This window comes from Shewanella waksmanii (assembly GCF_043643685.1).
Lineage (GTDB): Bacteria > Pseudomonadota > Gammaproteobacteria > Enterobacterales > Shewanellaceae > Shewanella > Shewanella waksmanii_A.
Genome location: NZ_JBHZSN010000001.1, coordinates 166123 through 180923 on the forward strand (window position 1 = coordinate 166123; position 14801 = coordinate 180923).

Below are 14801 nucleotides of genomic sequence, written 5' to 3' on the forward strand. Positions count from 1 at the left end.
TTTATCCAAAGATTATCTGTTATCTGGGAATTGCCTCCGATCCCGCTTTGTGAAACAATCGATGTAATTAAAAAATTTCATATTGGAGTCCATGTGATTGATAGTGACGGCTTTCGTGCAAATGTAGGCATCATTATCTGTAATCGCTTTGGGCAGGTTATGTGGGCTAGAAGATTTGGTCAGCATTCCTGGCAGTTTCCACAAGGTGGTGTTGATGACGGTGAATCACCGGAGCAGGCCATGTTTAGGGAGTTGTATGAAGAAGTGGGGTTAAAGCCTGAACATGTAAAGGTATTAACTTCCACTCGTTCCTGGTTGCGTTATAGATTGCCCAAGCGCTTAATAAGGCAAGATAGTAAGCCTTTATGCATTGGGCAAAAGCAGAAGTGGTTTTTATTACAGCTTAAAAGTGATGAAAATGCGGTTGATTTAAATGCCTGCGGTCATCCTGAGTTTGATGATTGGCGCTGGGTGAGTTATTGGTACCCGGTGCGGCAGGTTGTCTCTTTTAAGCGAGATGTCTATCGTAAGGTGATGAAGGAGTTTGCGCCAGTGACCTTAGCCTTGCAGAGTAAGGATTCGCAAGGAGGGCGCAAGCGCGGCCGACGCAGGTAAACCGATACCAAATAAAAGGGAGCAATACGTGTTAACCATATTGAGAGATATCACCATGGCCGTCGCTACGGCCGATGATTTTGCTTCCGCACTTTCCTTATTGGTAACTCAAACAAAACAGGCGATGAAAACTCAGTGTTGCTCGCTGTATTTATTAGAAGAGCAGCAACTTGTCCTATCAGCTACCGATGGTTTAGCTAGCGAAGCCGTTGGTAAAGTGAAAATGCCCCTAACGCAAGGTCTAGTCGGCCTTGTTGCTCAACGTGAAGAGCCTATCAACCTCGCTGATGCACATCAGCATCCTAGATTTAAGCGTTTTAAAGAAGCCAGCGAAGAGGGATATCGTGCTTTTCTTGCTGTGCCTATTATTTATCAAAAGCAGATTTTAGGGGTGCTGGTGGTTCAGCAAACTAATGAGCGCCAGTTTAGTGAATCCGAAGAAGCCTTTTTGATGACGTTAGCTGCGCAGCTTGCGATGACTGTCCGTGAACAGCGCCATAAGGATGTCGTCAGTCGTACCGATGAGCAGATGTTGTATAGCGGAACTAAGGCTGCAAGTGGCATAGTGATAGGTCATGCGCTGGTGCTTGGCGGTGATATCGATATCATCCAAGCCAAACAACGCTGTGAAGATATCGACAATGAACTAGTCCTGCTCGGTCAGGCCCTTAAAAGCTGCCGCGAAACCATTAGCTCGCTGTCGCAACGTTTTGATTTTGAGCAAGAGGTTGAGGTTCAATCGATTTTTTCCGCGTTATTACTATTGCTTGAAGATAGCAGTTTAGGCGGAGAGTACCGCCAAGAGGTGCTCCAAGGTTGGACTGCTGTATCGGCGGTAAGCCAAGTATCACAAAAGTACATCGATCAATTTTTGCAAATGGATGATGCTTACCTTAAAGAGCGTGCTAGCGACATCCGTGAATTGGGCCAAAGGGTGTTACGGGAGCTCATTGAACCGCAACGCATCAATCTAGAGCTCGATGTTCCAGTGGTACTAGTGACCAAAGAGGCAACAGCGACCATGCTGGCGGAGTTTCCTCGGCATAAACTGGTTGGTATTGTCACCGAAACTGGCGGGGTTAATTCCCACGCAGCCATATTAGCCCGCGCGATGGGGGTGCCAGCGATTATCGGTGTCGAAGGAGTGTTAAAGGCTGGGCTTGATGGCAAGCAGGTCATTGTCAATGCCGATCGCGGTCAACTGCTCGTGACGCCAACTGAGACCATGGTCAATGAATATCGCAGCTTGATATCAGCGCAGCGGGCATTGGCAGATAAATTTGCTAAAGAGTTGCCGCTTCCAGCCCAGACCACAGACGGAAAACGTGTTCACTTATATCTTAATGCGGGTTTGTTAAGCTCATTATCTTCAGAGATCGCCGAGGGCGCTGACGGCATTGGCTTGTACCGCACTGAAATCCCCTTTATGTTGCAGTCACGCTTCCCCAGTGAAGCTGAGCAAGTGGATGTATATCGGCAAGTGCTGCAAGCCGCTGAGCAGCGACCTGTGGTGATGCGTACCTTAGATGTCGGTGGTGATAAGCCGCTACCTTATTTTCCTATCGCTGAGGAAAACCCATTTTTGGGCTGGCGCGGGATCCGCTTATCACTGGATCATCCTGAGCTGTTTTTAGTGCAATTGCGGGCGATGTTGCAAGCAGCCCAATCAGGACATCAGCTACATATACTACTGCCCATGGTCAGTAGCCTTGATGAGATTGATCAAGCCCTCGCTTATTTGGAGCAAGCCTATCAGGAGCTCAGGATTGACTCAGGGCTTAATCTACAACGGCCTAAAGTGGGTATTATGTTGGAAGTGCCTGCTTTGCTTTACCAGATGCGTGAAGTGGCGATGAAAGTTGATTTTGTGTCAGTTGGCTCCAACGACTTAACACAATACTTATTGGCGGTTGATCGCAATAACCCAAGGGTAAGTGCACTCTATGATTGTTATCACCCCGGTATATTGCGAGCGCTGCAACGGGCAAGGAAGGATTGCTATCAATATGACTTGCCTATTAGTATCTGTGGAGAATTGGCCGGAGAACCCATTGGGGTCATTTTATTGATTGCCATGGGATATGAGCAACTGAGTATGAATCAGGGTAGCCTTGCTAAAATTAATTACCTCATACGTCGAGTGTCAGTGGCTGATCTGTCCGAACTGCTTGATGTTGCCTTAAGTCTCAACAATGGTGCCGAAGTGAAGCAGTTGGTGAAGCAGTATTTTACCGACAAGCAACTCGACAGCTATTTAGTGAGTTGATGCGTTGGTATTAGTGGCCATTTGCTTTAAGCTATGGCCACCTAAGTTAATTGTATGATGAGTTTGCTGTTGTGGATGCCCTAGTTGTTGTGTTTTTATCCTGTATCGCTTTGGGGGCATTTATCGGCTTTATGGCCGGCCTTTTAGGAATAGGCGGTGGCATCATTGCTGTGCCCGTTTTACTTTATTTATTGCCAAGTGTCGGGGTAACTGAAGCCCACCTTACCCATGTGGCAATCGCTACTTCATTAGCGGCCATCATATTGACCTCTATTTCATCAGCACGCGCTCACCATCGTCGAGGAAATATTCCATGGCACCTATTTAAGGTCATGTTGCCAGGTCTTGCTTTAGGTGCGGTATCGGCCGGCTTTATTGCTCAGCAAATTGCCTCACAGCAGCTGAAACAAGCGTTTGCGGTATTTGTGATTTTAATGGCCATTCAGATGGTTTTTCCTTTTAAACCCGCTAAGCAAGACAAACCCATGCCAGCGCCGATTGTGATGTTTACGGTGGCGGCAGCAATCGCTATTATTGCTGCCTTAATGGGGATTGGTGGTGGTATCTTATTGGTACCTTTTTTAACCTGGTGTGGTCTGCAGATGCGTCAGTGTATCGGGTTTTCCGCGGCGACCGGATTTTTAGTGGCACTTTTTGGTAGTGTCAGTTATGTCATTGCTGGTTGGCAAATCACTGATTTACCTGCAGGTACTTTGGGTTATGTCTATCTGCCAGCATTAATTGGTATTGTGTCAACATCAATGTTAGTTGCCCCAATAGGTGCAAAAGCGGCGAGCCATTTGCCCACCGCTCATTTAAAGAAAGTATTTGCAGTATTACTGATAGTGACTGGACTGAAGTTGGTATTCAGTTAGGGTCGGTTGGTTTTAAACAATTGCGTTATTCACCACCATGGCATTTAAGCCAATAGCTTGGGTAAACGCACATCATGGTAGGAAAGAGGCATGAGACAATATTTAGACCTGTGTAATCGTATTATCACAGAGGGAGTATGGCAGGAAAATGAGCGTACTAAAAAACGCTGTTTAACTGTGATTAATGCCGATTTGGTATACCGTGTTGATAACAATGAGTTTCCTTTAATCACCACGCGAAAGAGCTTTTGGAAGGGCGCAATCGCAGAAATGCTTGGCTATATCAGAGGTTATGATAATGCTGCGGATTTTCGAAAGCTTGGTGCAAAAACCTGGGACGCCAATGCCAATGACAATGAAGCTTGGCTTAACAACCCACACAGAAAAGGTGTGGATGACATGGGGCGTGTCTATGGGGTGCAAGGGCGTGCATGGAGTAAGCCAGATGGTGGTAGTATCGACCAACTGCGCAAGATTGTTGATAACCTAACTCGAGGAATTGATGATCGTGGTGAGATTTTAAGTTTTTATAACCCCGGTGAGTTTCATATGGGATGCTTGCGTCCCTGTATGCATACCCATAATTTCTCGCTGCTAGGCGATACGCTTTATCTCAATAGCTTCCAGCGTTCTTGTGATGTGCCTTTAGGACTAAACTTTAATCAGGTGCAAGTGTTCACGTTATTAGCCTTAATCGCGCAAATTACCGGTAAGAAAGCAGGTACTGCCTACCATAAGATAGTTAATGCGCACATATATGAAGATCAACTGGAGTTAATGCGTGACGTGCAGTTAACCCGTGATCCGTTTCCCTCTCCAAAGTTAGTGATTAACCCCGATATTAAGTCACTCGAAGACTTAGAGACTTGGGTGACGATGGATGACTTTGAAGTGACGGGGTATCAACACCACGACGCGATTAAGTATCCGTTTTCAGTTTAACCTTAAATTACCTGTAATATGACACAGTCGCTCGCAAGCGACAGTGTCACTCATTGCTCGGCTTTCTTGGCTTGAGACTCTCTTCTTATGCTGATTGGTATAATACCAATCAGCATAAGTTTTGATCTAGCTCGCAGATTTCCAATGGGCTCTTTTTGAAATAATCCCGTCTTTTGTTACTTAAGTTACTAACGTGCTTGATATTTATCTTTTAATTCGGTTTTTTCGAGTTAAATGGCTTAAATGTTCGATTTTTCGGAGTTTTTGGCTTAATGTACACTGCGCCGCATTAAATGTTAATGGAGCGTAATCATGAAACAGGCGATTAGGAACTTTTTAAGCCAAGAGTCTGCTGGCGGCATCATTTTGATGGGCGCAGTATTGTTGGCGATGCTGGTAGCAAATTCGCCGCTATCAGGGCTATATCAAGGATTTTTAGACACCGATATGCAAGTGCGTGTCGGTATGTTAGATATCAATAAGCCACTTATTTATTGGATTAATGATGGTTTAATGGCGTTATTCTTCATGCTGATTGGCTTGGAAGTAAAACGTGAGCTACTTGAAGGGGCATTATCAAGCCGTGCGCAAGCATCATTACCGACATTTGCGGCAATCGGAGGCTTAATTTTTCCAGCTCTGATCTACATACTATTTAATTACTCTGAGCCGATGGCGCAAGCTGGTTGGGCGATTCCGGCAGCCACAGATATTGCGTTTGCCCTTGGTATATTAGCGCTGTTAGGTAGCCGAGTACCTGTTGCCTTAAAAGTCTTCTTACTCGCGCTTGCGATCATTGATGACTTGGCTGTAGTGATTATTATTGCGCTGTTCTACAGCAGTGATCTGTCCACATTGAGCTTAATGATTGCCGCAGCAGCCATCTTGGTATTAGTTGGGCTAAATCGTAAAGGCGTCACTGCATTAGCGCCTTATGGTGTAGTAGGACTTATTTTGTGGGTAGCGGTATTAAAGTCAGGTGTGCATGCAACGCTAGCAGGTGTGGTCATTGCGTTTTGTATTCCTTTGCGCGCCAAAGATGGCAGCTCACCATCTGAAAGCTTAGAGCATAGTTTGCACCCATGGAGTACGTTTGCGATTTTGCCTATATTTGCGTTCGCTAACGCAGGAGTCGACTTTGGCCCGCTGAGCTTTGCAGACATCTTGTCACCAGTGCCAATGGGTATCGCCTTAGGCCTATTAATTGGTAAGCCATTAGGTGTCATGTTGTTTAGCTATATCGCTGTTAAGTTAAAGTTAGCGGTATTGCCTGAAGGCTTAGGGTGGAAGCACTTAGCGCCGGTTGCTTTAATGTGTGGTATTGGCTTTACGATGTCGATGTTTATTTCATCACTCGCGTTTGTCGGTGACGCCGAAATGTATGCTGATGTGTCGAGGCTAGGTATCCTAATCGGTTCATCATTGTCAGCACTAATAGGTTACTTCTGGTTGGCTAAGCTATTTCCGCCAAAGAAAGAACCTGTATATGGATAAGGATTAGTCAAATACAATCTGGCTAAACTGAACTGATAGAAGCCCTGATAATCATGATTATCAGGGCTTTTTTACCAAATCACGACAGTTGCTTTGTACATCATAAAAATAAGCAATCAATTCCAATTATCAATGATTTATTATTGATGCTAATAGTGACCTGGTGTAATCCGTTAATGTCATAAAAGGTGTTGCTTGATGCAGTTAGATGGACTGGCAAAAAGGCAACATTGAGTATTATTGTCTTACTATTTTACTAACGCGACATGTTGGCGCTGCATTTGCTTGTTTGGGCAAATTTTTACTCCAAAAGATCCAGAATAATGTGCTAAAAGGTAGAAAATACTGAGGTGAGCTGCGAATGTAACTTGAGTAATAAATCAGCATTATCTCACCTTATCTGCATAATATTGCAGGCTGATGTGCTGCAATTTGTGTGATCTTGCTCGCAAAGCTTTATCTTATGCGTTATGTAAATCGTTATCGCAAATCTTTGTTGATAACTATCCAGCCTGAGTTTACACTCAATACTTCGGTTTTTTCGATGTTTAATGCTGAAGCTTTCGATTATTCAGTTTGAAAGCATTCCGCTACACTCAAAATCATTGAGATTTATTGGAGCGTTAAAAATGGAACGGGCGATTAGGAATTTCTTAAGCCAAGAGTCGGCGGGTGGCATCTTATTGATGGCAGCTGTTGTGCTGGCTATGCTGATGGCAAACTCGCCGCTATCAGGTATGTATCAAGGATTTTTAGACACGGAAATGCAGATCCGTGTTGGTACATTAGATATTGATAAAACATTAATTCATTGGATTAACGATGGATTGATGGCGTTATTCTTTATGCTAATTGGCCTAGAAGTTAAACGTGAGCTGCTAGAGGGTGCATTGTCTAGCCGTGCACAAGCATCGTTACCGACGTTTGCAGCAATTGGCGGCATGGTCTTCCCTGCTGCTGTATACCTAATATTTAACTATTCAGACCCGCTGACACAAGTTGGTTGGGCGATTCCTGCTGCAACAGATATTGCGTTTGCATTGGGTATCATGGCGCTGCTCGGTAGCCGAGTTCCGGTGGCCTTGAAGGTATTCTTACTCGCGTTAGCAATTATCGATGACTTAGGCGTTGTTGTGATCATCGCGCTGTTTTACAGCAGTGATTTGTCTACTGTTAGCCTGATCGTTGCAGCCATAGCGATTGCTGGATTAGTTGGATTGAACCGTAAAGGTGTGACCGCATTAGGTCCCTATGGCGTGATCGGACTAATTTTGTGGATAGCGGTACTTAAGTCTGGTGTTCACGCGACACTCGCTGGTGTGATCATCGCATTTTGTATTCCACTGCGCGCGAAAGATGGTACTTCGCCGTCGGAAAGCTTGGAGCATAGCTTACACCCATGGAGCACGTTTATCATTCTGCCTATCTTTGCATTTGCCAATGCGGGCGTTGATTTGAGTCCTATGAGTTTTGGTGATTTATTGGCGCCAGTGCCAGTGGGTATTGCTTTAGGTCTATTACTTGGTAAGCCACTTGGTGTCCTACTGTTTAGCTGGATTGCTGTTAAAGCTAAGTTAGCGGTATTGCCTGAAGGTCTTGGATGGCGTCATATTGCACCGGTTTCTATTATGTGTGGTATCGGCTTTACGATGTCGATGTTTATCTCATCACTGGCCTTTATCGGTGAAGGGGATATCTACGGTGACGTTTCGCGCTTAGGTATTTTGACCGGCTCGATAGCTTCAGCACTAATCGGTTATTTCTGGTTGGCGAAAGTGTTCCCAGCTAAGGAAGAAAAGGCATGAGATTAGCACTAGCGATATGTTGGATCGGCGTGACTTTGAGCTGTACGGTTAATGCCTCTGAGGTAGCAACCTGTAACCAAGATATCAATAGTGCAACTTGCCAGCATTATTTAGCTGGAGTGGTTGATGGGGCATTAATGTATAAGCCCAGCGCCACGGGTGCGCGCATTGAGAGCGATAGCTATCAATCGCGCGCACTAAAATACCGCAGTGGTAAGCGGTTTCAACAAGCTAATCGCACTTATTGTGAGAGCCGTATTCCAGACCGAGCAGTGTTGGTCTCCGGTCTTATGGACGCGTTTCAATCAGGCTCAGTTAATACGGTCGATGATTTAAATCACGCGATGTACAGTCTACTTGACTGTCAACGCCTCAAATAGCCTAACCTGCTTATGTCACATTTAAACTATAACCACCTTTATTATTTCTGGATGGTGCATAAAAAAGGCTCGGTTGCGAAAGCTGCTGAAGCGTTATGTTTAACGCCACAGACGGTCACTGGGCAGATAAGGGTATTAGAAAACCGCCTAAAAGGGAGTTTGTTTAAGCGTGTTGGTCGCTCTTTAGAACCAACGGATCTCGGTGAGATAGTGTTTCGTTATGCAGATAAGATGTTTAGCCTCAGCTACGAAATGCTAGACCTACTCAATTATCAAAAAGATGAAAATATCTTGTTTGAGGTGGGCATTGCCGATGCGTTATCCAAAGCGCTGGCTAGCCGAGTGTTGTTGTCGGTGGTTCCCAGCGATGGCTCAATGCACTTAGCCTGCTTTGAGGCCACCCACGAAAGCTTGATGGAACGGCTACGTGAGCATAAATTGGATATGATTTTGTCTGATTGTGCAGGCGAGTCATTGAAGTACCCGGAAATCATGTCCAAAAAGCTTGGTGAGTGCGGGATTGCTTTCTTTTCTGCCGAAACCTATGACCGACCTTTTCCTGAGTGTTTAGAGCAGGGCAAACTACTGATCCCAGGTAAGCGCACATCACTTGGGCAGCAATTACATCACTGGTTCGATGAAAACGGTTTGAATATCACTATTCTTGGCGAGTTCGATGATGCGGCGATGATGAAGGCCTTCGGTTACTTTAAGCAAGGTATCTTTGTTGCACCGTCTGTCTACAAACAAGATATATTGTCCCACGGCATGCATTTAATTGGTGAGACCTCAGATGTGAAAGAGGTTTACCATGTGATGTTTGCCGAAAGAATGATCCAACACCCTGCTGTAAAACGCTTGTTGGCGACCGATTTTGACGATTTGTTCGCAGGCAAGGATGTTCAAGTTCAGCGGCTATAAATGTCACTAACTAACTGATACACTACTGCCAATCGATTTTATGGAGTCTTGCTGTGTCAGAGCCAATGAATATCGCTCGTGTAAAATGGGCATGTCGTCGCGGTATGTTAGAGTTAGATGTGTTGTTTCAACCTTTTGTTGAAACGCGCTACGAAGGGTTAAGCGATCAACAAAAAGCCACGTTTGTGCGCCTGTTAGAGTGTGAAGACCCTGAGTTGTTCGCTTGGTTTATGGGTCATGAAACCTGCCCAGATGCGGCGCTAGCCGATATGATTATTCAAGTTCGTGGCCGTCCAGCGCCATAACTTTAATTTATCTTCCAGCTTCAGCCAGCACTTGTCGTTGGCTGTCCTTGCTGCCGTATGTGGCAGCAGTTTCCTTGCCTGGCCTCCTAGCAGCACCTTGGCGGTAATAGTATTTAAATGGATATGCATCGCCATATGGTTAAGCTTTTTTAGCTATCAGTTTTTCCGTTTACGTCATTGGCGCTTGTGTTTTTGGCTTGATGAAGCCGCTCAACTTAATTGGTACAACAGCGAAGATAAACGACCCGTCAAGTTGTTGGTGGTAGGCAGTTACCTTTGCGCTTTTTACGTGGAGGGGAGATTGATTATTGTTTGGCGGGATATGTGCGATGAAGCTCAGTATCGCAGCCTATGTCGTGTGCTATTAAAAAGCCGTAATTAACCGATTGTGTTTATCAGTTAATCATGGCTTATGTTTCATTTATCCGTTTAAGGCGTGAATGCTAATCGGGAATGAGAATAGTCGGTGATGGCGTCTCTAATCGATGAGGGTGGTCAATATTATAGTGTAACCCTCGACTTTCCTTGCGCTCCATCGCACAACGAATGATCAGCTCCGCGACTTGCACCAAGTTACGTAGCTCCAATAAGTTATTACTCACATGGAAGTTACTGTAGTATTCTTGAATCTCACCTTGTAGTAATTGGCAGCGTCTTAATGCACGTTCCAAACGTTTATCTGAGCGCACAATACCAACATAGTCCCACATAAATAAGCGTAGCTCATGCCAGTTATGGGCAATGACAACTTCTTCATCTGAGTTAGATACTTTACTTTCATCCCATGCAGGTAGATCACCGGGAAAGGGAATCTTTTGCAACTGGCTTTCAATATCTTCTGCAGCCGCCCTTGCAAATACTAAGCACTCTAATAATGAATTGCTGGCAAGGCGGTTAGCACCATGCAGGCCTGTATAGGCAACTTCGCCAATGGCATATAAGCCATTGAGGTCTGTTTGTCCATGCAGGTCAGTCATGACCCCGCCACAGGTATAATGGGCCGCTGGAACCACAGGAATTGGGTTCTTGGTGATATCAATGCCCAATGATAAACAACGTTTATAAATGGTGGGGAAATGCTTAATGATAAAATCGGCGGGTTTGTGGGTAATGTCTAGGTACACACAGTCAGCACCTAAGCGCTTCATCTCAAAGTCGATAGCACGTGCGACAATATCGCGTGGCGCTAGTTCTGCGCGTTCATCGAACTCTGGCATAAAACGGGTGCCATCAGGACGGCGCAAATAGGCACCTTCACCGCGTAGCGCTTCAGTGAGTAAGAAGTTACGCGCATCGGCATGGTATAAACAAGTTGGATGGAACTGATTAAATTCCATGTTAGCCACACGGCAACCCGAGCGCCATGCCATCGCGATGCCATCACCGGAGGCGATATCCGGGTTAGAGGTGTATTGATAAACTTTGGAGCTGCCACCAGTAGCTAAGGCAACAAACCTTGCTTTGATAGTTTCAACTTGCTCCTGGTTGCGATTCCATACATAGGCGCCCAATACCCGGTTGCCTGGTCGGTTCAATTTACGACTGGTGATCAAATCGACCGCGTTGTAACGTTCCAGTACAGTGATATTGGGATGCAGTTTAGCTTGGTCTTCTAATGTGACTTGCACCTCTTTGCCTGTTGCATCTGCGGCATGCAAGATACGTCGATGGCTGTGGCCACCTTCACGTGTTAAATGGTAGGGAGCTGAACTGGCATCACCATCGGTTTCTTCTTTATCAAAAGCAACGCCACATTTGATCAACCACTCCATGGCACTGCGTGCATTTTGGGCGGTGTAGGTAACGACATCTTTATCACAAAGGTCGGCACCGGCGACTAAGGTATCCGATACATGACTTTCAATGGTATCGCCTTCATCAAAAACCGAGGCGATGCCACCCTGTGCATAGTAGGTTGAACCTTCACTTAGAGGACCTTTGGAAAGTAAAATCACTTTAGATTTTTCTGCAAGGTGAAGCGCTAAAGTGAGACCTGCAGCACCGCTGCCAATAACTAAAACGTCAGATTGGTGTTCAACTACTTGTTTCATCGGGTATCATGGTATGTTGTGCAATGACTGGTAATGGTAAACCATGTCGGTATTATTGGATACCAGCGACTTTGATCTTTCTCATGACTATGTGCATTAACTTGTGGGATTTTGATGCTAAAGCCAACTTTTTGCATTTTATTGGCTAAACTTTATTGGTTTAAGCCTAGAAAGAAAAAATTGCCGTAAAAATTAACTAAATTTAATGTCAAACAAGTATTTATGGTTTGATGTTAGATTGAGCATTATCGGGAATAACACCGCTTTGGCGTTAATTCTGTGATGTGCGCAGAAAAAATTTTGTTACTTTTGCAAATATTTCAGAACTTTTTCGACGTAGGCTAGTCTACATATGTGAATATGATTCGAGCGACTGAGAAATCAGCATTTTAGATTTAGGAGTAGTCGGCTCGGATGAGTGGACAAATTAGTGATCAACAGTTAGTTGAACGAGTACAGCAAGGGGACAAAAACGCTTTTAACCTATTGGTACAGAAGTACCAACATAAAGTGGTTAACCTCATCGCTAGATACGTAAAGAATCAAGCTGATGTGGCGGACGTTGCACAAGAGGCCTTTATTAAAGCTTATCGTGCATTACCTAACTTTAGAGGTGAGAGTGCGTTCTATACTTGGTTGTACCGAATAGCGGTCAATACCGCAAAGAATCATCTGGTTGCCCAAGGGCGACGCGCACCAGCGAATGATGTCGATGCCGAAGAGGCGGAGTTTTATGAAGGTAGCGATGCGTTAAAAGAGTTTGCTTCTCCAGAACGTATGATGCTGTCAGATGAGATTCAAAAAGTGGTTTTTGATACCCTCGACACATTGCCAGAAGAATTGAAAATGGCTATTTCATTACGTGAGCTAGATGGTATGAGTTACGAAGAAATAGCAAATGTCATGGATTGCCCTGTCGGCACCGTGAGATCACGAATATTTCGTGCACGAGAAGCCATTGACAAGAAACTTCAGCCCTTGCTGGAAAGATAGAATTTTAGGTTTTCGACCCTTTTAAACATATAGGTGATAAATGGATAAGTTAGGTCAAGAGTGGGTATCTGCTGCCGTTGATGGTGAAACTGACGCGCAGACAATGGCTGAATTAGCCGCAGATACTGATTCACATGAACTGTGGCAGGATTACCATCTTATTGGTGATGCGATGCGCGGTGAATTGCCTCAGCAGATCAATTTAGATTTGACCGCCAACATAGCCGCTGCGATAGAGCAAGAGCCAACGATTATGGTGCCCAAAACCGACAAGGTTGAGGTCGCTGAATCAACACAGCCTGCTGCTAAACTGGCGAATGTGATTCCCATGTTTAAACAGTTTGGTCAATATGCCATCGCTGCAAGCGTTGCATTAGTGGCGGTAGTCGGCGTGCAGAATTACAATCAAGCTCCGGAAGTTGACGCTTCACCGTTACCTGTACTTAATACGCGTCCGCTTGTGGGTAGCGCGACACCCGTTAGTTTACAAACTGGCCCGGTTCAGCAAAGTCGTGCTAACGAGCAAGTCCATGAGCAACGCCACCGCGTTAACACCTATATTCAAGATCATATGTTGCAACAGCGGCTGAATAATGGTGTCAGAATGGAAGAACCTAACGATAGCATTACTATTCCAGTAAATTAGTTGTCATCTGTTTGCCAATTTAGTTGTTGTATGAGACCATTTTTAGTGACTAAAAATGGTCTATTATTTTGTGGGATTGGCAATCCATTAAGGAGTTAGCTTGCGTCTTTTTTTATTGGTGTTGTTAACCATTGCATTTCCTACCTTGGCGCAGGACGATATGACGCCAAAAGCTTGGCTAGAAAACATGAGCCAAGCGCTTCGTCAGCAAGAATTCAAAATTTCTCTTATTCAACTGCAAGCAGATCATATCCGCCCATTGGTGTACATACATGGTCATGTGGATGATCAAGAGGTGGCTTTTTTAGAACACCTAAATGGTCCCCCTAAAAATGCGGTACGAGTGGGAAATACGGTGACTTTTATCGAGCACGATCAACCCGCTTACAGTGTTAAAGCGAATCGCATTCAGGGTGTGGTGCCGCCTGCCTTTGCAGGGGATATCAGCGGTCTAGAAGCGGGATATCAATTTGTATTAGCTGGACGTAGTCGTTTAGCAGGTCGTCCCAGTCAGTCTATTCGCATCATCCCAAAAGATGATATGCGCTATAGCTACCAAGTGTGGTTAGACATGGAGACCTACCTACCACTGCGTTACGACATGTTGAGTCAGGACAAGCAACTATTAGAGCAGATACTGGTGGTTGAGTTACACGTCCTCGATGACGCGCCAGAAATACTTAAAGAAGCCTATAAACAAGATTGGCCGCCAGTGATCAAACAGTCTGAGCGCATTCCTGCTGATAACTGGCAATTTACCTGGTTACCTGTGGGATTTGAAGTGCTGGTTAAAGATAGCCATCGTCTTATTGGTAGTCATGAAGCCGTTGAATATATCTCTTTAAGCGATGGCCTGACCCATATTTCGGTTTATGTAGCTCGCGCTGGCGAAACGGTATTACCTGAAGAGATTGTTGGTCGTAATGGTTTGTCTTTATCGACTATTCGCAAGGGTAATGCTGAAATTGTTGCCGTTGGTAAAGCGCCCGCTGAAACATTAACTCGAATTGCCCAGAGTATTACCATCGAATAGGGGGTTGGCTCATGATGGAAGAAGTGGCCAAAGTTATCTCTCAAGATAACAGTGGCTGGGTTACGGTAGAGGTTAAAGTGAAAAATGCATGTAACCATTGTGATAACAATGAGTCATGTGGCACCTCGGCCGTGGCTAAAGCTTTTTCCCCTAAGGTGCAGACTTTTGCTTTGCCAAGTTCTGAGCGCTACCTCCCAGGTGATTTGCTTAAAGTCGGCTTACCAGAAAGTGTGTTACTTAAAGCGGCTGCGTTAGTCTACCTATTGCCATTATTTGGATTGTTCATTGGTGCCTTACTTGCCCAAAGTATTGCTTCTATTATTACTTTAGGGTCTAGTGATGTGTTGGTGATTCCTATGGCGCTGCTTTGTGGTTTCGCCGCTTGGCGTAAAGCCAAACAAGTGGCTAGTCGAATGGAGCAAGACACCCAGCCTGTTATAATTGCTAAACTAGGTCATGGGATCTAATTTTTAAC

General features: G+C 44.9%; 15 protein-coding genes. 14 read left to right on the plus strand and 1 reads right to left on the minus strand.

Going from position 1 to position 14801, the window contains the following annotated elements:
- The first annotated feature begins 93 nt into the window (after positions 1–93).
- The 10 genes from rppH (at position 94) to ACHUFW_RS00835 (ending at position 9985) form a co-directional block, all read left to right on the plus strand.
- A complete protein-coding gene (gene rppH / locus ACHUFW_RS00790; protein WP_394200052.1) occupies positions 94–615 on the plus strand; it encodes an RNA pyrophosphohydrolase in 522 nt (173 codons plus the stop codon).
- A gap of 28 nt (positions 616–643) precedes the next feature.
- A complete protein-coding gene (gene ptsP, locus ACHUFW_RS00795; RefSeq protein WP_394200054.1) occupies positions 644–2881 on the plus strand; it encodes a phosphoenolpyruvate--protein phosphotransferase in 2238 nt (745 codons plus the stop codon).
- 71 nt (positions 2882–2952) lie between these two features.
- A complete protein-coding gene (locus ACHUFW_RS00800; RefSeq protein ID WP_394200056.1) occupies positions 2953–3756 on the plus strand; it encodes a sulfite exporter TauE/SafE family protein in 804 nt (267 codons plus the stop codon).
- A 90-nt stretch (positions 3757–3846) separates the two neighbouring features.
- Positions 3847–4698, plus strand: a complete 852-nt coding sequence (locus ACHUFW_RS00805; protein WP_394200058.1) for a thymidylate synthase — start codon at positions 3847–3849, stop codon at positions 4696–4698.
- A gap of 312 nt (positions 4699–5010) precedes the next feature.
- On the plus strand, positions 5011–6192 hold the full coding sequence (nhaA, locus tag ACHUFW_RS00810; RefSeq protein WP_394200060.1) for a Na+/H+ antiporter NhaA: 1182 nt from the start codon (positions 5011–5013) through the stop codon (positions 6190–6192).
- 629 nt (positions 6193–6821) lie between these two features.
- Positions 6822–7997 carry a Na+/H+ antiporter NhaA gene (nhaA, locus tag ACHUFW_RS00815; protein WP_394200062.1) on the plus strand — a complete coding sequence of 392 codons (1176 nt, stop codon included), beginning with the start codon at positions 6822–6824 and terminating at the stop codon, positions 7995–7997.
- Positions 7994–8377: a hypothetical protein gene (locus ACHUFW_RS00820; protein WP_394200064.1), complete on the plus strand. Its 384-nt coding sequence runs from the start codon at positions 7994–7996 to the stop codon at positions 8375–8377. Before nhaA (ACHUFW_RS00815) ends, ACHUFW_RS00820 begins: the two co-directional genes overlap by 4 nt.
- Positions 8378–8389: 12 nt before the next feature.
- Complete coding sequence (gene nhaR / locus ACHUFW_RS00825; RefSeq protein WP_394200066.1) at positions 8390–9298, plus strand: transcriptional activator NhaR; 909 nt, start codon at positions 8390–8392, stop codon at positions 9296–9298.
- Positions 9299–9363: 65 nt separating this feature from the next.
- Complete coding sequence (locus ACHUFW_RS00830; RefSeq protein WP_394200474.1) at positions 9364–9603, plus strand: FAD assembly factor SdhE; 240 nt, start codon at positions 9364–9366, stop codon at positions 9601–9603.
- A 97-nt stretch (positions 9604–9700) separates the two neighbouring features.
- A complete protein-coding gene (locus tag ACHUFW_RS00835) occupies positions 9701–9985 on the plus strand; it encodes a hypothetical protein (protein ID WP_394200068.1) in 285 nt (94 codons plus the stop codon).
- A 61-nt stretch (positions 9986–10046) separates the two neighbouring features.
- On the opposite strand, the gene nadB is transcribed toward ACHUFW_RS00835, so the two are convergent.
- Positions 10047–11654 carry an L-aspartate oxidase gene (gene nadB, locus ACHUFW_RS00840; protein ID WP_394200069.1) on the minus strand — a complete coding sequence of 536 codons (1608 nt, stop codon included), beginning with the start codon at positions 11652–11654 and terminating at the stop codon, positions 10047–10049.
- Positions 11655–12068: 414 nt separating this feature from the next.
- Here nadB and rpoE point away from each other — a divergent pair, with 414 nt between their 5' ends.
- The 4 genes from rpoE (at position 12069) to ACHUFW_RS00860 (ending at position 14793) form a co-directional block, all read left to right on the plus strand.
- Positions 12069–12647 carry an RNA polymerase sigma factor RpoE gene (rpoE, locus tag ACHUFW_RS00845; protein ID WP_394200071.1) on the plus strand — a complete coding sequence of 193 codons (579 nt, stop codon included), beginning with the start codon at positions 12069–12071 and terminating at the stop codon, positions 12645–12647.
- A gap of 40 nt (positions 12648–12687) precedes the next feature.
- Positions 12688–13293, plus strand: a complete 606-nt coding sequence (locus ACHUFW_RS00850; protein WP_394200073.1) for a sigma-E factor negative regulatory protein — start codon at positions 12688–12690, stop codon at positions 13291–13293.
- Between the two features lie 100 nt (positions 13294–13393).
- Positions 13394–14326 (plus strand): MucB/RseB C-terminal domain-containing protein, encoded by a 933-nt coding sequence (locus ACHUFW_RS00855; protein WP_394200074.1) that lies wholly within the window; start codon positions 13394–13396, stop codon positions 14324–14326.
- Positions 14327–14337: 11 nt separating this feature from the next.
- The gene (locus ACHUFW_RS00860) at positions 14338–14793 is read left to right on the plus strand and encodes a SoxR reducing system RseC family protein (protein WP_394200076.1); all 456 of its coding nucleotides are present in this window, start codon (positions 14338–14340) and stop codon (positions 14791–14793) included.
- Positions 14794–14801: the final 8 nt, after the last annotated feature.